14 protein-coding genes and 3 pseudogenes are annotated in these 19,206 nt (G+C 51.2%); 9 read left to right on the plus strand and 8 right to left on the minus strand.

Annotation, left to right across the window (positions count from 1 at the left end):
* Positions 1-823: 823 nt before the first annotated feature.
* From GWK48_RS10600 to GWK48_RS10610, 3 genes are all read right to left on the minus strand, one after another.
* Complete coding sequence (locus GWK48_RS10600; protein WP_174632127.1) at positions 824-1,393, minus strand: methyltransferase family protein; 570 nt, start codon at positions 1,391-1,393, stop codon at positions 824-826.
* A 190-nt stretch (positions 1,394-1,583) separates the two neighbouring features.
* The gene (merA, locus tag GWK48_RS10605; protein ID WP_174632129.1) at positions 1,584-2,924 is read right to left on the minus strand and encodes a mercury(II) reductase; all 1,341 of its coding nucleotides are present in this window, start codon (positions 2,922-2,924) and stop codon (positions 1,584-1,586) included.
* Between the two features lie 5 nt (positions 2,925-2,929).
* Entirely contained in the window at positions 2,930-3,094 is a 165-nt protein-coding gene (locus tag GWK48_RS10610) for a TA0938 family protein (RefSeq protein ID WP_174632131.1), read from the minus strand.
* A 412-nt stretch (positions 3,095-3,506) separates the two neighbouring features.
* Between GWK48_RS10610 and GWK48_RS10615 the strand changes: the two genes are divergently transcribed.
* Together GWK48_RS10615 and GWK48_RS10620 are read left to right on the plus strand one after the other, a co-directional pair.
* Entirely contained in the window at positions 3,507-3,848 is a 342-nt protein-coding gene (locus GWK48_RS10615) for a hypothetical protein (protein WP_174632133.1), read from the plus strand.
* A 753-nt stretch (positions 3,849-4,601) separates the two neighbouring features.
* Positions 4,602-4,853, plus strand: coding sequence for a sulfurtransferase TusA family protein (locus GWK48_RS10620; protein ID WP_343043988.1), 252 nt, complete (start codon positions 4,602-4,604; stop codon positions 4,851-4,853).
* Positions 4,854-5,002: 149 nt separating this feature from the next.
* On the opposite strand, the gene fdhF is transcribed toward GWK48_RS10620, so the two are convergent.
* The 4 genes from fdhF to GWK48_RS10640 form a co-directional block, all read right to left on the minus strand.
* On the minus strand, positions 5,003-6,979 hold the full coding sequence (fdhF, locus tag GWK48_RS10625) for a formate dehydrogenase subunit alpha (protein ID WP_174632135.1): 1,977 nt from the start codon (positions 6,977-6,979) through the stop codon (positions 5,003-5,005).
* 180 nt (positions 6,980-7,159) lie between these two features.
* Positions 7,160-9,061, minus strand: coding sequence for a 4Fe-4S binding protein (locus GWK48_RS10630; protein WP_174632136.1), 1,902 nt, complete (start codon positions 9,059-9,061; stop codon positions 7,160-7,162).
* 336 nt (positions 9,062-9,397) lie between these two features.
* Positions 9,398-9,874, minus strand: coding sequence for a hypothetical protein (locus GWK48_RS10635; RefSeq protein WP_217451754.1), 477 nt, complete (start codon positions 9,872-9,874; stop codon positions 9,398-9,400).
* On the minus strand, positions 9,861-10,481 hold the full coding sequence (locus tag GWK48_RS10640) for a molybdopterin-dependent oxidoreductase (protein ID WP_174632138.1): 621 nt from the start codon (positions 10,479-10,481) through the stop codon (positions 9,861-9,863). Before GWK48_RS10640 ends, GWK48_RS10635 begins: the two co-directional genes overlap by 14 nt.
* Before the next feature lie 430 nt (positions 10,482-10,911).
* On the opposite strand from GWK48_RS10640, the gene GWK48_RS10645 reads away from it, so the two are divergent.
* The 7 genes and pseudogenes from GWK48_RS10645 to GWK48_RS10675 all read left to right on the plus strand — a co-directional run.
* Positions 10,912-11,664: a sulfite exporter TauE/SafE family protein gene (locus GWK48_RS10645; protein ID WP_174632140.1), complete on the plus strand. Its 753-nt coding sequence runs from the start codon at positions 10,912-10,914 to the stop codon at positions 11,662-11,664.
* Between the two features lie 531 nt (positions 11,665-12,195).
* Complete coding sequence (locus GWK48_RS10650) at positions 12,196-12,897, plus strand: TIGR00266 family protein (protein WP_174632142.1); 702 nt, start codon at positions 12,196-12,198, stop codon at positions 12,895-12,897.
* A 424-nt stretch (positions 12,898-13,321) separates the two neighbouring features.
* Positions 13,322-14,758: an MFS transporter gene (locus tag GWK48_RS10655; protein ID WP_174632144.1), complete on the plus strand. Its 1,437-nt coding sequence runs from the start codon at positions 13,322-13,324 to the stop codon at positions 14,756-14,758.
* 84 nt (positions 14,759-14,842) lie between these two features.
* Positions 14,843-15,250 (plus strand): annotated as a pseudogene (locus GWK48_RS10660) (alkaline phosphatase family protein); the annotation flags it as partial.
* Between the two features lie 111 nt (positions 15,251-15,361).
* Positions 15,362-15,916, plus strand: a pseudogene (locus tag GWK48_RS10665) (IS607 family transposase).
* Positions 15,912-17,192: an RNA-guided endonuclease InsQ/TnpB family protein gene (locus GWK48_RS10670; protein ID WP_174632763.1), complete on the plus strand. Its 1,281-nt coding sequence runs from the start codon at positions 15,912-15,914 to the stop codon at positions 17,190-17,192. The pseudogene GWK48_RS10665 and the gene GWK48_RS10670 overlap by 5 nt, the downstream one beginning before the upstream one ends.
* Before the next feature lie 24 nt (positions 17,193-17,216).
* Positions 17,217-18,332, plus strand: a pseudogene (locus GWK48_RS10675) (alkaline phosphatase family protein); the annotation flags it as partial.
* A 38-nt stretch (positions 18,333-18,370) separates the two neighbouring features.
* On the opposite strand, the gene GWK48_RS10680 reads toward GWK48_RS10675, so the two are convergent.
* On the minus strand, positions 18,371-18,775 hold the full coding sequence (locus tag GWK48_RS10680; RefSeq protein ID WP_174632146.1) for a DUF3211 domain-containing protein: 405 nt from the start codon (positions 18,773-18,775) through the stop codon (positions 18,371-18,373).
* Between the last annotated feature and the right edge of the window lie 431 nt (positions 18,776-19,206).

Raw genomic sequence — 19,206 nt, forward strand, 5'->3', positions numbered from 1 at the left:
CCTGGGGCTGTGCCCCAGCTTACCTGCCGTGATAAGTAGTTTCAGTGAGAGAATTTAGTTTACATAACTCCATATTGATATCTTACACGACAGAAAAGGTCTTACCCCAGGTGTGGGTATGTATCTCGAAAGGGGGTAAGATAACTTGAGATGTGCGGGTTCCCCCACTTAGGTGATATCCCATCAAGGTGGGTTGGGGTTACCCCGCTAATGGAGCGGAGGATGAAAGCGGAGGATCCGCTCGACTCCCGTGACAAGGGTTGAAGGTTGATATCAAGTATGAGATCCGATGAAACCCAAACCCCTTCAGGGAGGTAACTAGCACTAGATTGTATTAGCTCAAGAGACGGAAGGTGCTCATGTAGTTCACCATGATGCGTAGGTCTCCCTGGGTAATAGATCAAGTCCAAGAGGGGACTCTACCTCCTTCCGACCACGCGCTATGACCAGGATAACCATAGTACCTTATATAAGCTATGGACGATAGTTGGCTCGAATAGCATGTGACCTTGTCGTGCGCAGAGCCCAATAGGGCTCATGTTTGGATGCTCTAAACTACAGAGACCTCTGCGTACCAACTATCCGTATGATCGGCTTAACTCTTACGCAATACATATGTATAATATATAATATAGTATAGCGTACTGTCACGACCCGTGGTGCGTCCTCACACCGACGACATCTCAAATGCAATAACGTGGATAGTGAAGTCACAGACCCCTCGGTCACCTACCCCACGGGTGACGGTACCTTGGCTCTACACAGACAGAAAGACAATAAATGAAGGCAGGCCTCACAAGCGTGGAAAACGCAGGTGTGACTCTCACCAGATAAGAGGGATTAATCTCTTCTTCCTACCGAACTTTTGCGTGTACTCGTCCCCAAACTTGGAGATTAGGACTTTTTCCTCGTTGGCTATCCTCCTCTGGAAGCCCACAAAGACGAGGAGGAAACTAACCAAAGAGAGTATGGACCCAGTAAGGAGACTCATACCCAGGACTGCGAAAAGTGCTCCGGTATAAGCTGGGTGCCTCACGAACCTGTAGGGGCCCTTCACAACTAGTCCGTGCCCCTCCTGTATCTCCACCACTGGGGTGAAGTACTTACCCAGAGTGACGATTGCCCATACCCTAAACCCCTCACCCAAAAACGTAAGCGGTACTCCTAACCAGTATAGGAGAGGTGACCTTACCTCACCTATACCGCTGTAGTAGGAGAAGAATGCGAAATAGAAGAGAAGGAAAATAGCGGCGAAAATTGTGAGTTGTAAATACGCTAGATCCCTGTAGTCCCTCTTGACTACCCTCCTCCTTCTCACCGCGGGTATTAAATACGCGAAGGTCAGATCGACAACTAACCAGATGTAAAACGTTAAGAACAGTAGAGTAAACATGTATCGTTTATAGCCAACACCATTAAAAATCTTTCCAAAAGTTCAGATTTTTCTATAAGTTCTTAAGGTACAAGTTCCAAGGCAACAACTTACGTCTTACCAAGGCCAGTTTTTAGATCTGGTGTCTACTGTCCTAAACATATCCCCAGAATTTGACGTCGTTAGGAGTCCCCCGACGACCCCTGACACCCTAGACGCAACAGCTTAGCCTGGCCACGTCCCTCGTGAAGCTCATGGCGACAAGCTTTAAGGACTCGGACATGGTCGGGAAAACGTGTATTGTCTCAATTAGGTCGTCCACAGTCGCCCTCAACTTTAAGGCCAGTGCAGCCTCGTTTATGACCTCAGCGAAGTTCTCCCCGACCATGGAGACCCCCACTATCCTCTTCCCCAGGGTGACCATCTTCACGAGACCCCTAGTGTCTCCAAGTATCTCCGCTTTAGCTACCTGCTCTAACCTGAGGGTCCTACTGCTCACCTCACCTAGTCGGCTAGCCTCCCTCTCTGTCAGGCCCACGCTGGCTATGTTGGGCTGGGTGAACACGACTTGGGGTACGCTGAGCATGTCGATCCTCTTCCCCTCGTCCAGGACAGCGTTCCTGACAGCTACTGTGCCCTGAGCTCCTGCCAGGGCCTCCAACATCTTCCCTCCCAGGACGTCCCCGGCAGCGTAAATGTTGGGGTTATCTGTCCTCAGGGTCTCGTCCACCTTTATCCCTCCACTCTCGTTCAAGCTCACCCCAGCGTTCTCGAGCCCAAGGTCAACGTTGGGCCTCCTCCCAGTAGCTATGAGGACCTCGTCCGCCTCGACCTCTCCCCTGTCCGTAACGACCACCTTTCCCGTACCCTTCCTGACCTCCCTGACCTTGACCCCAGTGAACACCTGTACCCCCTCGTCCTCAAGGATCCTCCTGGCCTCCCCTGAGACCTCAGGTTCCCAGTTGGGCAATAGGGCCCCGCTCCTCTGTAGAAGCACGACGTCCACGCCCATCCTCCTGTACATCTGGGCGAACTCCAGCGCTAGGGCCCTGCCCCCTATCACGACTAGGGAGTCTATCCTCCTGTCAGGTGAGAGGGCCTCAACGTTAGTCCAATAACCAGTCTCCCTCAGACCAGGGACGTCAGGTATTGAGGGGGATGAACCTGTAGCTATTATGAACTTCTCAGCCTCCAGTACCTTGCTATCGACCTTAACGGCGTGGGGGGAGACAAACCTGGCCTCACCCTGCACGAGCTCCACGTCGTAGTAGGAGAGCAGGTCCTCGTACTTTACCTTCCTCATCTCCTGGACTAGGGCTTCCTTTTCCTGGAAGGCAGTAAAGGGAGGGTAGACCTGGCAACCCACGTCCCTGGCGTACTTGTAGAGCTCACCTACCCTCAGCATCCTCTTTGAGGGGACGCACCCGACGTTGACGCAAGTCCCCCCAAGTGGCCCCTTCCCTATGAGGAGGGGCTTGACCCCCATCTCGTTGGCGCCTATGAGGGCAGCGAATCCAGCTGCACCATAACCTATTATACCGAGCTTATACATCCCCTTCACTTTAGCCTGGCTTCGTACTTGTCTGCGCAGTGGGAACAGCAGAAGTAGTGCTTCTCCCCGTGGATCTCCCTTACGTAAGCGCTGTCTGGGGCCATATCAACCCCACAGTACTCACACCTTTCTCCAGGGTTTCCTTTCTCCATCCTTATGTTTATCTTCATGGTATCACACTATGTATAGACTCCGAGGACTAATAAACTTATTTATATATGAACATTTATTCATGTGTTAATATGAGGGTCGGGGAATTGGGTTCTTGGGAAAAGTCATTTCTAGAGAGGTGGGCTGTCGACAGTCAAACTCACCCTTGAATAGGTTAGTGTCGTCAAGGGACCAGTTGTTGTTCTAGGCTCTAAGTGTCCTCTCACGTTTGATTTACAACTTAACAGCGTGGGGCTCTTTCGGCAACGGTGTTCTCGAGGTCTTGATTTCATCTTGTGATCTCCAAAGTCCCAGGGAGGGGAGGAGACTAGGGGGGCAGGGTCTCGGACCAAACCCACACCGTCGTCACCTAAGACTAAACCGAAAAAGCGAGCTAACACATTGTTTTAAACGTCCCGTTTCATTAGTCATATGGACAGGTACTACTTAGCGTTGTTGGGAGAAGCGGGGGCAGCGGGGATAGCCAAGGCTTTCTACGTGAGGTTTAAGCTACAAAGTCTTGAAACAGCATACAAACAAGAACTTACTCATTGGCGATATTTCAGGGGCTTCAGGAGGTCCCGGCTGGAGATGCCCGTGTATTATACCCTCTTCGCCGCGGGGATCCTCATCTCCCTACTGGGACTGAATGTGACAAAGAGAGTGATAAGGAGACTGGAGACTGGTGCCATTAACTTCTACCTCCAGAACTTCAGGGACGATAAGAGTGTGGAGTGGATCCTAGAGGACGAGAGACATCACATGCAGGTCTAGAGAAGCCTCGAGGTTGATAAACGTGGTCGAAGCCAAGGGCTTCTCTGAGGTGCCCACACACGTTTGGCTAAGAGAAGTGCCCTTATCGTACGCGTGACCCCCACGTTCTACGCATTGTCGTGATGGACGCTTTCACCGGATGAGTTTTCCCTGTTCTTGGACTAATTTCCTCCAGATTGGATAGGTCTCTCAGTCTCAGTCTTGGGGGACCCTTGAGGACCCTCGGTAATAATCGTGTGAATGTCCTGGAACAGGGACGGGAGCTTCTAGGAGAGGCCTAGAAAGTGAGTGTCCCTCTTTGTCTATATTAAGTTACTTTTCATGGAGTTCAGTTCCTGTTCCCCGAGGTTTCTTAAACTTGATCTAAGTCTTAAGCCTAACTAATTTTAAGATTCTAATCTTATAACCGGATTTTTTTATAAGACGTCAATAGATTACGGGTAAATAATAAAATTTTGTCAGGACAAGGGTCTGAGATGAAATGTTTAAAAAGGCCTCTAATGGAAATGGAATCCCCTTCTGTAGAAATTAGGAGACGATCCCGTAATGTTCGAAAATACAAAGTTAGAAAATACAAAAACGTAATAGGAAGAATCGAGACGTTAGCCCTAAGTTAGACGTGTTGCGAGTTCTTCCTCACGGTTATGGAGACGCTCTGAAACAAATTTTATAGTTTTTAGTTATTTTGAAGCAAACCATATAAATAGCTTAAAAAAAGGGAAGGTTTAATTACTTTCAAAATAAACATGGATTATGGATAAACTTAAGGAAGGGAAAGCGGACGAGGTCCTAGACCTGAGGGGGGAGTCCTGCCCTGAGCCACAAATTGAGATCGTGAAGAGGCTAAACCACATGAAGGCAGGGGAGGTCCTTGAGGTCATAAGCGACGAGGAGCCCATGGACGTTACCATACCTGCAATATGTAAGAGTAGAGGCTATCCATGCCTCTCCGTGAAGGAGGGGACTACTTACAGGATCAGGATTCTCAAGACAGGGAGTGCGTAATAGCGCCCATCTACCATATTTCCTCCAGTTCCTAGTGAGCTCCTTCCGCATTAGAGGGTAGGCTGTAAGTTCCAGGCCTTTTGCTGAGGGTGATCCCGTCTTGGAGAACCTGCCTTAGCTTGTCCGCTCACTTGTGGGAGTAGGAGTCGTCATGTTGGGTTCCTCTCCACCTTCTCTACCTCAATCGACGTGAACTTATACTTAGGTGTGAAAGACAGGTCGTCTAACTCATCGCAGACCACGTAGTTGACCTTTCCGTCATGGAAATAGGTTACAGCAGTCCCAGGAGTCACCTCTTGGCTGACCCTGACCTTAAAGACCTGTTCACCGCACTCCGACTTTACCTTGACTGTATCCCCATCCGCGATCCCCCTCCCCTTGGCGTCGCTAGGGTTCAAGAGGATCGACGACTCGTACCCCCCGTAACCGGGCATCCTACCTGTCCAGACGTCCGTGTTGTACCGAGTTACGTTCCTGACAGTAATGAGGACTAGCCCACCCTTCACCTCCCCCTGGTCATAGAACTTAAACCTTGCCCTCCCGTCCCTCGTCTTAAAGCCTTGGCCGTAGAGGGAGATCTCCCCGTTGGGGTACCTGGAGTTGGAGGAGTAGTCCTTCACCTTGTCCAGTTCCAGACCAGAGTAGATCGGGGTCACGGACCTCATCTCACGGAAGACCCTCTCCGGATCTGCGTCCAACTTGACGTTGAACTTCTCCCCCAGCATTGCTAACACTTCAAGGTCTCCCTTAGCCTCTCCCGGTGGGTCGACTGCCTTGAACCTCCACTTGACCAGCCTGTCAAGGTCTGACACTGAACCTTCTTTTTCCGACCAGACCGCGGTAGGTAGCACGTAGTGGGCAAACTTAGCGGTCTGGGTCATGAACGGGTCGAGGACGACGAGGAGGTCGAGCTCCATTAACCTCCTCTCCACAGCTCTCCTATTCGGCATACTAAAGGCAGGGTTAAACCCTAGGAGGACCACGGCCCTGACCTTTGAGTCCCTCAGGAGGGCTTGGGTGACCGTTAGACCGGGCTCGACGGGAGGTTTGAACCCCCAGACCTCCTTAAGTTTCTCGGCGTTCTCCTCAGTCATGTCCCCAATGGGGAAGACGTTAGGTTTAGCCAGGTCCCCTGACCCCTGGACGTTGGTCTGACCCCTGAAGACCAGGACCCCTCCAGCCTCACCCACGTTCCCAGTAAGGAGGGCTAGGTCCACGTAGGACATGACCCCCCTAGCCCCTGAGGTCTGTGTGAGCCCAAGGCCCCAGGAGAAGATGACGCCCTTCCCAGCTATCAGTTCAGCGAACTTAACTATCTGGTCCCTGTTCAAACCCGTCACTCTCTCTGCGTACTCTAGGGTGTACTTGGACACTCCACGGGAGTAGTCGTCAAACCCTGAGGTCCGCTCTTCCACGAACTGTTGGTCGAATAGACCGTGCTGTATCAGGTAGTTCCCTACGGAGTTGTAGAGGGCGACGTCCGTGCCTGGCCTGAGCCTTAGGTGAAGGTCGGAGAGCTTGGAGGTACCCGTCACTCTGGGGTCAACTACAACTAACTTGGTCCCGTTGATCTTGGCCTGGGTGAGGTACTGGGAGAGGACCGGGTGGCTCTCGGTGAGGGACTCCCCAGCTATTACCACGACCCTCATCTCCGGAATCTTTGAAGCTGAAATTGAGGATGCCCCTATCCCGACCATCTCCTTCAGTGAGAGGGCTGAGGGCTCGTGGCACACCCTAGCGCAGGAGTCGACGTTGTTCGTCCCCAAGGCCCTCGCCAGCTTCTGCATCGAGTAGACCTCCTCCAACGTGTTCTGACAACCACCGTAGAACGCGACGGCCCCGGGACCGTAACGCGATATTACCTCCTTGAGCTTAAGGTAGATCTCGGTGATGGCCTCCTCCCACGAAATCCTATAGAAGTCGTCCCTAACTCTCTTCAGGGGGTAGATTAGCCTGTCCCATGAGTACTGGGGCTCGTGTGAAAGCGTCCCCTTACCGCAGAGGTGTCCCCTGCTGAGCACGTGCTCTTGGAGAGGGGAGATCCTGGATATGAACTGACCTTCTGCGAAGAGCTCAACTCCGCAACCTACTCCGCAGAAGGGACATATGCTCTTGACCACTTTCATGGTTATAACTCGCGTTTCCTAAGTAAAAAACGAGAACATTAGGCTGAACAATGAGGTTTATTAACCGGGTTAATACCGTAGCGAGAGAGCCATCCCAATAGGGTAACGTAGCCCACGCGGTGTAAGTACCTCTAAGGAACTGTCCCTAAGGGCTGCGCGAACGACCGTCATGAACTCCAACTAACCCCTTTTTCTTACGTCAGTTATGATAAGGTTTTCATGGGGGCAGCTCTCCACGCAGTCTCCACAGCCTACGCAACTTATCCTATTCACGTACCTCTTGGATAGGACGTCCTCCCTCACCTCTATCTTGATTGGGCAAGCCCCTTCGCACTCCACAGTGTTACAACTCCTGCAGGTCTCCACGTCCTTTGCCCTAACCTTGAACAAGACCTTGTTGAACAGCCCTACGAAAGTCCCAAAACCGCACCAGCCCTGCCTGGAGCATGAGTAAGTCCCAAAGATAGGTGTCAAGAAGAAGAAAAACCACCACACGTAGTTTAGGGTGAACATGCCGTAAAGGTTAAGAGGGTCGACCTCCGCGTGGGACTGGGTCAGCTCGTCGAGGGCCCAGTATACGAACGTTATCACCATCAGGGTGAAAGGAAACCACCTAAAGTACTCCCAGAACCTGTGGGTCCTCTTGGGCTTAAACCTGTCGTAGAAAGCGTTTGACCACATGTGGGCTGACATGCAGACCAGGTTGCAGTAGGCCCTCTTCCCAAAGAGGGTTGACGCTAAGGCTATTCCCATCAAGGATAAGGTGAAGCTCAGGACAGTCACTGGGAATATCATTCCGCTCATGCCGAAGACGTAAAGGTTGGTGTAGTAGGGTATGAGCCAGACGAAGACTGGGACCCCAACGAGGATGGCCAAGGTCCATCCCTTAATCCTGGTCACATTCCTGTACCTCTCGTAGACAAGAAAGCCCATCTCGGCCCCCATCATTATGACGTAGAAGGGGGTCATGGTGGTGGCCATGACTGCCACGTAGGAGGTGTAGACCAAGGTCAGGAGGAGGTCATGCGTGCTCGCGAGCATGTGGGTAAAAGAAGATGAGACCATTACCAAGGGGTCCATGGGGAAGAGCCACCAGAACGGGTTGGAGAACGGACTCATACTCATGGTCTTACCCATGGTATTCCCCATCCCTTGGACTCCAACGTGGTTGTACATGGAGTTGGTCACCGTAAAACCCAGGACGCTGTTCCCGAGGCCCATAACTAGTTCTGTCAGGTTTACCAGGGCCAGAAAGGTGAGAGCGTGCTTCAACCCTAGGTTAGTCCTCCTGTCCGGGAAGTTGTGGAGGACCAAGACGAAGTACCAGACCATGGAGATTATCATGGAGGTCGAGATCAGCTCCATCCCCAACCCGGAGGACAGCGTGACGAGCCCAAGCATCATGAAGAGGTCTAGCCCAGCCAGCGAGAACGAGAGCAGTTGGACGTTGAATGACGCGCTCTTCATCTGAAGGAGGTAGAGCGTAACGATGTTCACTACCATGACCGCTGACGAGAGGACTGACGTGACGAGGAGTACGTATCTCGGGAAGGATATAAACACGTTTGGCATAAAGGACATGGAGACCGCGAAGGTAAACACTGAGATCTCCCTCAAGTCCCTTACCCCAGCGAGGGCTAAGAAGAAGACCGCGTCCGCGAGCATCATTGCCCCAAAGGCCGGGTTGCTCACCGAGGACACTAGAGGGTTGAGGTCGGGTCCGAAACCTAGGGAATAGAGGTACCCCATGGAAAGCTCATCTAGAACTAGGGTCAGGCCCAACACCGAGGCCAACCTTAGGTCTGACCTCCAACGGATGACAGAGTCCCTGCCCTTCAGGGAGAGCAAGGCTGGGACTGACGCTAGGGTAAGGGTCACGGGTTCCTCCAGGAGAGACCCGTGGCGGAAGATGATGTAACCCAGGTCCATGGCCTCCAGCGACATGTAGAGGAGGATGGAGGACGTGAAGAGGACCGCTCCCCTGCTGACAAGTGGCTTCCTCAACACGTAGTAGAGGACTGAAAGGTCTACGGACATCATCCCCACAAGGTACAGCAGGACCAAGGTCTGGAACGGGTTCATATCTTTAACTAGGCTTTGGACTAATAAATTTTTATCATATACATATTATTATCTGGAAATTTCTAGTTTATTTTAGAAAATTTAACAAAAAGGGGAAAGTTTTGTGAGGAAGTTATTAGACCAAAAGAGGACGCAAATGTTAAGGGGCTTCAACGTTTAGGGCACGGGGATGGCATTGACTGGAACTCCCGTGGTACAAGGAGAGACCGGAGTGTGAGGAGAAACGTTTTCCACAGACGGGCTTTAGGGGCTGAGCACGGCTCTAGGGACTATACTGCTGTAGTTTACGACCTTCCCTGGGCCTTGATGGCCCCCGTCATGGTGGTCTAGCGCTCACTAAAAGTACAGCGTGTCGAGGTAGAACGCTATTACGAACAGGGTCACCATGGACAGGGGTAACAGGTAGGAGTAGACTAAGGGGTTCTTTACTCCCCTCCTCAGCATTAGGTTCCCAAGACCTGAGGTGGAGTGGACTATGAAGAAGAAGGAGAGTGGGGCTATCAGGATCAAGTGCAGTTGCAGACTGGTTCCCCTGTCGAGGAGCCCAAGGGTTACCTCGTTAACTACCGTGGAGGTCTGAGGCCCTGCCCCGAAACCAGTGAGCCCCTCAAGGAGGGCAAGGGCGAACAGGACGTATGCTGTGGTCCTCTGTACCGCCGGGTTATATATTGAGTCCTTGGATACAGGGTTAAAGGCCTTTTTATATTGACCGACCATCAGGATCAAAGCCACAGGGAGTAGAGGGACAAACTTGAGCGCTGCCCCCATGGACAGGAGGACTGCGCTAGCCAGGCAAAGGTCACTTGACCGCATCGTCTGGGTACCCCAGGCTCTCCCAATAGCCTAACACGTTCTTAGAGGTTACGTGGATCCTGACCAACCACTTGGTGTAGGTGTACCCCCACCAACCTGGGACCACCATCCTGACCGGGTATCCGTGTACTTGGGGGAGGGGTTTTCCGTCGACCATGTAAGCGACTATAACGTCGTCCGTGGCCTTTTCTATCGGGAGGTCAGCTGTATAACCCTCGGCACCAAAAGTGAGGACTTTTATGGCAGAAGGGTCGGGTCCAGCCAGTCGGAGGATGTTAGAGAGGGGGACCCCAGTCCACTCCACGTTCGCCCGCAGGAAGAGCGGGTCTGAGACGCACTGTATGGTGTCCTTTACGGTGACTGAGGGCATTGAGGTTAGCTGGCTGTAGGTCAGTTGTAGAGGGTTGCTGACGTCGCCGTCCACCGTCAGGACGTAGTTCTCAACGTTTACGTTGGGAGTGCTGCCCACCTGGACTATGTACCAGCTACCGAAGGGAGTCACTCCGTTGGTGTGGAGTAGGGAGTTGAGTCCGTTGCCCCCTAGGCGGTACAGAGCTATGAGGGAAGCAGAAACTAGCATAAGTTTTAGAAAATTCCTTCTTTTCATACGAGATCCGTTTTAAATTCGATATATAAACGTTTACCCAAATCGTGCGTTACGTTGACCTCAGCTGGGGTGTCCCTGAATAGTTTTCCCCTTCTTTAATTCCAGTTATTACTGAATACCTACACGGTGGAGAGGTGTCCAGGTGAGAACGTCTGGACTGGACTGGGCAAGAGTTCAGGACTAGCCACATCTTAAGGGATGTCAGTGGTCTCACCACGTCCGGAGAAGGGGTTTCGGACCAAGTGCTCTCCATCTAGAGGTGAGTCATGAGTAGAAAAGCGCATTGTTAACAGATTAAGAGCTTTCTTTACCTGCGTCAGACGGCTCTGTACCCACACCTGGCTCTACCTCGACGTTAAAGTTACAAGCCTAACTCTTCGGAGGGAGGTCAGCCAATAAAGCTATTAAACTTGCCCTCGCCTTTACCAGCATGGTACCCGTATATCTACTCGTCCTCCTTGGGCTGGCCGTTGGCGCGTTAACTGGGATTACTGGTTCAAGCGGAGTCCTGGTCGTGGTCCCAGCCCTCTCCTATTTGGGCTTGGACTTCGTACAGTCCGTGGGCGTTAGCCTACTCGTGGACGTGATCACAACCCTCTCCGTCATCCCGGTCTACTTTAAGTTCGGTAACGTCGACGTGAGGACCTCGTCCGTCCTAGGAGGTGGGGCTATCCTCGGTGCCCAGCTGGGCTCTAGGGTAGCCCTTCTAGTGCCTGAGAGGTATCTAGAGTTAGCCTTCGTGGTCTTCGCAGGGTACATGGCGTACGTGTCCTTCAGGAGGTCAAGGAACCCCAACATCAAGGTCAGGAGGATAAACCTCAAGGGGGGTTACGCCCTCGCCTTTGTCCTAAGCGTAGGTATAGGAACGGTAACGGGGACGCTGGGCGCTAGCGGGGGGATCATGTTCATAGCTGTAATGATGTTGCTCTTCTCCGTAGATGTGAAGAAGATGGTGGGGACTGCTACCTTGGCGATGCTCCTTTCAGCAACTAGCGGTAGTATCGCTTACCTGTCCCTAGGGAGGATCGACCTTTTGGCTTCAGCCATAATAGGGGTGACAGCCTTGACCTCGGGTTACTTCTTCGCGAGGATAGCAAACAGGATGAGGCCCTCAGTCATGTACTCTTTTCTCGGGAGCGTCTTCGTTATAACTGTCGTAAGTGAGCTGGCGAGGGTAATATGAGGTCTCTAGGAGGACTAGGGATCTTGGAAGGGTAGGTGGACCTCAGACCTTGGGTCTCCAGGGACTAGGAAGACCTTTGGACTGAACAACGTCTCTTGACTCCGTCTAGATGGGGTCTCGCTCAGGATTTAGTAATGTCTAATACGTCCTTAACCCTTTGGCTTCAGTGGATCAAGAATTCCTCTCACCCTTATACACCCCTAGCCTAGCCTTCACCTCTCAGATGCAGCCCAAATTAAGGTAGGTCTCTTCCAGGGCTCGTCATGACATGGTCGCATGAGACCACATGGACTAGACGGAGTGGCTGAGACGCTGGTTACTCCTCTGACTAAATTCGCTCTCGCTCTCTCCCCTCAGGTCTCAGACTCGGTCCTAGACCCTTTAACGTGGGTTGAGTACTTTTCTAAGCTAACTAGATATACTGCACGATAAAAACCCTGCTCACCTTCACTAGCTGATGGAGCACCGCACTAGTCGAACTCACCCCTTTAGAACCAAAAGTTATTTTAATTGGAAATTTATCTGATTAGTATGCCACAATATCAGGTCGTGGGAGCAGATCTCCAATACCTTAAGGTCCAGCTCTCTCAGGGAGAGGGTATATACGCAGACGCAGGCCACATGGTCATGAAGGATTCAGGGGTCTCACTACAGACGAGGTTAAGGGGAGGTTTTCTCTCAGGCCTGAAGAGGGCAATCACAGGTGGCTCCTTCTTCGTCACGGAGTTTTACGGACCTGGAGAGGTCGTGCTATCTGGGATTTTCCCAGGCAAAATAGTCAGTGTACCCATGCAGGGAGGGGGGATAATGGCTGAGTCCCACTCGTTCCTGGCGGCAGAGACTACAGTTGAGTACGATGCGTCACTAGCTAGGTTGAGCGCTGGTATTCTGGGAGGTGAGGGGCTCTTCCTGGCTAGGTTCAGGGGGACGGGGAACCTGTTCCTCCACGCTTACGGTGGGCTGTACATCAAGGACTTGGCCCCAGGGGAGACCATCCAGGTGGAGGCGTCCCACTTGATGGCTTTTCAGGAGGGGATGAACTACTCAGTGCAGCTGGTAGGAGGTCTGAGGTCCATATTTTTCTCCCACGAGGGCCTCTTCTTTGTGACCATTACGGGTCCAGGGAGAGTCTGGTTACATACCTTAACTGCGCAACAGTTGGCCCAGGCACTAGTGCCATTCTTACCGCAAGGACAGCAAGGAGGGCCTGGGGGTTTCAGTATCAACTTTTAGAGTCTCTTTAGCTGTCTCAAGTAGTGTAAACGCGTCCAGTAGTCAGGGCGGTAGGCAAAAAAGACTGAGAGCCGTGACGTAGACCCTCACTACTCCAATACTACACACCCTAAGTGGGGAGAATGGCAGAGGTCTCTTATGTACTTTAGCTGTCATGCGGTAATGAAAACGTCCTCGACGTTATCGCAATCATGAATCGATATGGGAGGTATCCTTTCCCCCTCAACCCCCTCAAATGCAGATCCACACTCTAACCAACGAGGGGAAACCCGCACGGCGAGTATGAAGTCATCTTCCACACCCTCACATCCCTGGTCGACATACCCATTCACGTCTGTCCCAGCACTTCCACGTTCCTTAGAACGATAATTAGACCTCTTCTCAGTTAAGATACATTTTTTAATGATTAGATTTCTAACCTCCTATGAACAGAACTATCATATTACTGGTACTCGTCCTCGGTACTTTGATGGCAGCAGTAGATAGCACCATAGTCCTCCTCGCCCTACCCCAAATAACGCAGGACCTACACGCAGACCTCTTCACGTCAATATGGGTCTTGTTAGCTTACCTTCTGGTCTCAGCCATATTTTCAACACAGATGGGTAGAGTAGGGGACATCTTTGGAAGAGCTAGGATGTTTAACCTAGGTTTCGCCATCTTTACTGTCGCGTCAGCGCTATGCGGCCTCTCGGATAGCGTGTATGTCCTTATCCTCTTCAGGGTAATCCAGGGAGTAGGGGGAGCCATGATGTCAGCCAACAGTGGGGCCATAGTGGCGGACCACTTCCCTCCTAACTTGATGGGTAGGGCGTACGGTTTCACCTCCTTGGGATGGAACATCGGTGCCCTCCTGGGGATAGTGCTGGGTGGGAGCCTCACTACCTTTTTTGGGTGGCAATACATCTTCTACATCAACGTACCCATAGGGATAGTAGCCTTAGTCCTGGGTATCAAGAACATTAAGGACGTGAATAAGGTCCCCAGGAAGCTGGACATCACGGGGTCTCTCACCCTAGGGGTCGGACTGACTCTCATATCCTACTCATCAATTTCCATGGCCAGTGCTGGATCATCCTTGGTGTCAGACGTCTTACTCCTGCTCGGTTTGGCCTTCGTAGGGGCCTTCATCTTTAACGAGACGAGAGTGGAGAACCCCATGATAGACCTCAGGGCGTTTAAGTACAGGCTCTTAGCTTACTCCCTGACTGCCAACTTTATGCAGGGGATCGGAGGTATGGCCATCACTTTCCTCCTCATCATGTACCTTCAGGGCGTGAGGGGTCTCTCTCCCCTCGACGCGTCCCTGGTCCTCCTTCCTGGGTACGTCATAGCCAGTTTTCTGGCCCCTTACATGGGGAGACTTACAGACAGGCACGGTTCCAGGTGGCTCTCCACAATAGGGATAGGCGTGATCATGCTATCAGTCCTCCTCTACTACCTGATCTTGACCCCAGACACGCCCTACTACCTAATCCTACTTGTGGCAGGGGTGAACGGTGTGGGGTCCGGGATGTTCTGGCCATCCAACACGAGCGCTATCATGTCCAGCGCTCCAAAGGGCTACTTCGGGTCAATCTCAGGGCTCTCCAGGACCCTGGGAGGTGTAGGGATAATACTAAGCTACGTGGTATCACTCTCAGTGGCAGCTGCTGCGATACCTAAGAGCGTAGCCTTCGAGATATTTCTGGGTACCTCCAAGCTAGATGGAGGTCTTTCCTCAGTCTTCGTGACGGGGCTACACCTGGCGTTCCTCATATCAGCAGTCATCTTGGGGCTGGGAACTGTCTTCTCCTTCATGAGGGGGAAGGACGTGAGGACAGGGAAAATGGAGGAGTTGGAGAGACCTGGACAAAAGTAGGTTGGGTATATAGGCCTATATTCTTTATTTTTTATCTATAGGGAATCCTTTAATTCTAGGACTGGATGTAGGCATAGAGGACAAATGAAAGCTAAGTTGTTCATCTTTCTTGTGCTCCTCGTGCTCTCCTCTTTTTTTGTAATAGGTAAAGCAGAAACTCCCCAGGGGACTGCTACTCCCATTAAGCACGTGGTGTTCATTGAGCTGGAGAACCACGCTTTCGACAGCATTTTCGGTACCTATCCCTTTGGGTACCCAGTCCTGGAGAACAACATCACCCTGAACTTGATGAGACCAGTTAACTACGTGTACAACCTTTCCGTACTCCAGCTCTTGGATCAGGGCGGGAACGTGTCCTGGGTCTCAGTCCAGTACGGGGACAAGGTACTCCACCCATACTATGCAGGTAACGTGGTCCTGAAGGACCCTGTAGAGGGTTACGTCAACTACCACGTGGACTGGGACTACGGGAGGATGGACGGATTCGTCAACGGTTCTGGGCCACAGAGCCTAGCTTACATATCTTACGAGCAGGCACCAGCCTTGTCAGCAGTTTCAGTCAGAATATTGAGTTTATATAACTCCATATCAAGATCTTATACGATGCTAGGACCAAAAGAGGTATGGGAGAGACTGGGCATATCCTACCTTCCGTTGTGGACTTAAGTTAAACAGGGTTAGGGAAGCCTGTCGTCCTAGAGAGAGGTAAATGGGGTTTAGGCAAGACGTGGGGAGGTTAGTGGGCACGGTGAAAAAGAGGAAGGTGGCCCTCTACGCTAGAGTGTCGTCAGACGCACAGAAGGACGAGCTAAAACAGGTCTACATAAAGGATAGAGTGAAGGAATATGACCTTGTTACTACTGACATGGTCCAGGCCTGGACATGGAGAGGAAGGAATCCCGAAGACTGAGGATGGCCCTCTACGACGAGGTCTCTAAAGTCGCGTTTAGGCACAGGTCAGTGGGTCCAGCTCCGGGGTAGTGGAGGAGGTGTGTGAAGCTCATAACTGCGGAATCCAGGTCTTGGAGGGAGAGGACAGGACTCAGAGCGGGAAAGTCTAGGACTTAATCGCAATACTTTCGTGATTCAGTGGGTGAGTTATATGGAACCAGGGAGTACGAGGAGGTGAAGGGATGCGTCGAGGAGATTAAGGATTAACAGCTTCACACCACCAGAGGAGTCCATCTACTTAACTTACGCTGTCAAGAACGAGAGGAGGGGAGAGACACTCCTCTTGATAAGGGAGTATAAGAGACTGTTGGACAAGGTGTTAGACCACTTGTGGAACAAGACGAGGGTAGAAGTAGAGAGCATTACAGACAGGAGGGGAAGACACCACAAGAGAGTGAGGGTGACCCTTCCAAAAAAGAAGGAGGTGTACAAGGGGTTGAGGGACCAACTAGAGGAGGTGAACCCACTGGCATCACACTACGTAGACAAGGCTATAAACGACGCGTTCTCCATCTTGAGGTCCTGGAGGAAGAGGGCGATAAGGGGTAGGGTGTCCCTAGGAAAGCCTAGGTTGAAGAGACCTTACGTTAGGGTTAAGTCTACGCTCAGGAAGGTGGTCAAAGACGAGGTAAGGGTCACGGTAAGACCTCACGAGTACTTGACCTTTTCGTGGAGGGGTGCGTGGTTTAAGGATAGAGTTAAGGGTTTAGAGCTTGGTGAGCCAGTGATCAAGGAGGATAAAGTGTACTTGCCTTTCCGTTATAAAGTACCGAAACAGACTCCCTTGGACTTCCTAGCAATTGACTCAAACCTCTTCGCCCTAGACGCCTACGACGGTGAGAAGTTCGTTACCTTCTCACTCAAGGGGTTATACTCCCTGAAATACGGTATGGTCAAGAAGAGGGGTAAGGTACAGTCCTTCGCGTCTAAGCACGGTAAGAAGGGGAGAGAGCTGTTGAGGAAGTACTCCCACCGAGAGAGGGACAGGGTTCTGGACTATGTGCACAAGTTTGTCAACGCTCTACTTGAGCTATACCCCTTCACCACCTTCGCAGTTGAGAGACTGGACAAGCAGGACATGTTTAAGAACGCTAGCAGTAAGCTGTCTAGGAAGATCTCTAGGACCGTGTGGAGGAGTGTACACAAGGTACTCAAGTATAAGGCCCTCCTTTTCGGCTCCCGCGTCTTCGAGGTCAACCCATACCTTACCTCTAGGTCTTGCCCCAGATGTGGGTTTATATCCCGAAAGGTAGGTAAGACCTTCGCCTGTGAGAGGTGTGGGTTTAAGTTAGACAGGCAGTTGAACGCTTCCCTGAACATCTACCTAAAGATGTGCGGGTTTCCCCACCTAGACGGTATTCCGTCTAAGTGGGTCGGGGTTACCCCGCTAATGGGGCGGAGGAGGATGAAGGTGAAGAATTCACTCGACTCCCGTGAGGCCCAAGGGTTGAGGATTGATATCAAATTATATGAGATCCGATGAAACCCAAACCCCCTATGGGACTACGCGGAGGAGTACACCCTCTTCGACAACTACTTTTCCCCTGAGCTCTCTGTCACAGTACCCAATAGGATAGCTTACATCACTGGTTTCCCAACCGTAGCGACAAACGACTCCCCACAGTTCGGGTACATCCCTGCTAACGAGACCGTCCTGTACCAGCTCACCGAGAACCAAGTGAGCTGGGGGTGGTACCAGTACGGTTACTCCAAGGACTTCCAACTCCTGTCCCCAGACCTCTACCTGGGGTATAACAACACTGCCCCCCTTCCAGTGAGCTTGATTAAGGGCTCCTCAAGTTGGGACGCGAACTATCACGACATCTCAGACTTCATTAGCCAGGCTGAGTCTGGGAACCTCCCCTCAGTGTCCTTCGTGATGTTCACTGGGCCTTACGGGTATGACGACCACGTCCCCGGTTACGATATGCACCCTCCTTTCAACACTACACTCTCTCAGCTTGCCCTCATCACGGTGATCAACGCGGTCATGAGGGGGCCTGACTGGAACTCGACAGCGATATTCATAACCTTCGATGAAGGAGGAGGTTACTACGACCCGGTACCTCCACCGATCTTCTACGGTTATGGGCTAGCTAAGTCCTCTACGGTACCAGGGATGGATGGTTACTTCACAGTGGGGCAAAGAGTACCCCTCATCTTAATATCACCTTACGCCAAGGAGGGTTTCGTGGATAACTACACGTCCTCTGGGTACTCCATACTGGCCTTCATCGACTACAACTGGCACCTCCCTGCCCTCAACCCGATTGTAAAGGAGTTTGGCTATAGCGGAATCCTTGAAGCCTTCAACTTCACCTCCCCTAGGCCTCCCATTATCTTAACTCCTGAGAACTGGACCTACCCTATACCCCTACAGTACCCCATCCACCAGGGCTATGTCGCTACGATAAACAATAACTACACCATTTACCAGGAGATGTACAAAGCGTTGGGTATGGGGAATTACTCTCCTCCACTACCGTTCATAAAGGCTGACGCTTACGCGCAACCCTCGGGACAAGGGACGAACGGTAACGCGTTTTACCTTGTGTTTATCCCACTCTTGCTGGTGATAGGAGTAGCTGGACTGTCGGTAGCGTTGTTGAGTAGGAAAAGGTAAGAAGTTTTTCTCAGGTTATCAGCCTTGCGTTTCTCTGGTCATATCTTCCTCTTTATCCTTTCGAGCCTGATTACTTCGTTGAAGTCCTTGGAGAAGCTCTCAAGCCATCTCTTGAGGAGCCCCTTGGATAGGAACCCCATCCAACCCTCATAATCTAGAGTTATCCTCACCTCTTTGTCCAGTAGCGTTATCGTGATTCTACCAGTACCGGTGCTTTCTCTGAAAACTAAGGTGAAGGGATAGGTTATCTCGTTGACAGAGAAGAACACGTTCCCGTAAATCCTGTGCTCAAAAGTTAAGTATTTGGCGACCCCGTTAAAGGAGGAACCCATAACCTCTAATTTCCTTATTGTTGGGAACAGCCTGGGTAATAAGAAGGATGGGTCAGAGAGGATCACCCTCAAGGATTCTACACTGTGTTCCGTATTTATTGTGATTATCATATTAGTTATTACTTATATATATCATTTTTAAGCCTTAATGCTTACTTATTCCTCATTAAATCCGAGTCTATTCATTATATAGTAAAAATTTTAATCAACTTGGAAGTATTAGAGCGTTACGTGGGGTTAGAGCGTCATGTAGACCACGGATTTAGACTGAACAAACCGCAGTACATATTGTATATAATATAAATGAAATACGCTAAGTCCCATTGTCTGTCCATTTAACACTTGGGTACCCAGTCTTCGTCTGCATAAGGCCTCACGTAATCTAGTCCTACTTAAACAGAGGATATACCTAGACTCGGACACCGTTAGGCTCACGTTCCCCAGACCCTATCGACCGTCCAAGGTCCTCTAACTTTAACGCTTTGCCTACATCCTCCTATGGTTAGCTATAAACTACTATATAGTCATATAACTCTATATAT

The organism is Metallosphaera tengchongensis (assembly GCF_013343295.1).
In the GTDB taxonomy this organism is placed as follows: Archaea; Thermoproteota; Thermoprotei_A; order Sulfolobales; family Sulfolobaceae; genus Metallosphaera; species Metallosphaera tengchongensis.

Excerpts from the sequence above, each read along its gene's own strand:
- GWK48_RS10600 (WP_174632127.1), bottom strand. The coding sequence starts at position 1,393 with ATGTTTACTCTACTGTTCTTAACGTTTTACATCTGGTTAGTTGTCGAT.
- merA (WP_174632129.1), bottom strand. The coding sequence starts at position 2,924 with ATGTATAAGCTCGGTATAATAGGTTATGGTGCAGCTGGATTCGCTGCC.
- GWK48_RS10610 (WP_174632131.1), bottom strand. The coding sequence starts at position 3,094 with ATGAAGATAAACATAAGGATGGAGAAAGGAAACCCTGGAGAAAGGTGT.
- GWK48_RS10615 (WP_174632133.1), top strand. The coding sequence starts at position 3,507 with ATGGACAGGTACTACTTAGCGTTGTTGGGAGAAGCGGGGGCAGCGGGG.
- GWK48_RS10620 (WP_343043988.1), top strand. The coding sequence starts at position 4,602 with ATGGATAAACTTAAGGAAGGGAAAGCGGACGAGGTCCTAGACCTGAGG.
- fdhF (WP_174632135.1), bottom strand. The coding sequence starts at position 6,979 with ATGAAAGTGGTCAAGAGCATATGTCCCTTCTGCGGAGTAGGTTGCGGA.
- GWK48_RS10630 (WP_174632136.1), bottom strand. The coding sequence starts at position 9,061 with ATGAACCCGTTCCAGACCTTGGTCCTGCTGTACCTTGTGGGGATGATG.
- GWK48_RS10635 (WP_217451754.1), bottom strand. The coding sequence starts at position 9,874 with ATGCGGTCAAGTGACCTTTGCCTGGCTAGCGCAGTCCTCCTGTCCATG.
- GWK48_RS10640 (WP_174632138.1), bottom strand. The coding sequence starts at position 10,481 with ATGAAAAGAAGGAATTTTCTAAAACTTATGCTAGTTTCTGCTTCCCTC.
- GWK48_RS10645 (WP_174632140.1), top strand. The coding sequence starts at position 10,912 with ATGGTACCCGTATATCTACTCGTCCTCCTTGGGCTGGCCGTTGGCGCG.
- GWK48_RS10650 (WP_174632142.1), top strand. The coding sequence starts at position 12,196 with ATGCCACAATATCAGGTCGTGGGAGCAGATCTCCAATACCTTAAGGTC.
- GWK48_RS10655 (WP_174632144.1), top strand. The coding sequence starts at position 13,322 with ATGAACAGAACTATCATATTACTGGTACTCGTCCTCGGTACTTTGATG.
- GWK48_RS10680 (WP_174632146.1), bottom strand. The coding sequence starts at position 18,775 with ATGATAATCACAATAAATACGGAACACAGTGTAGAATCCTTGAGGGTG.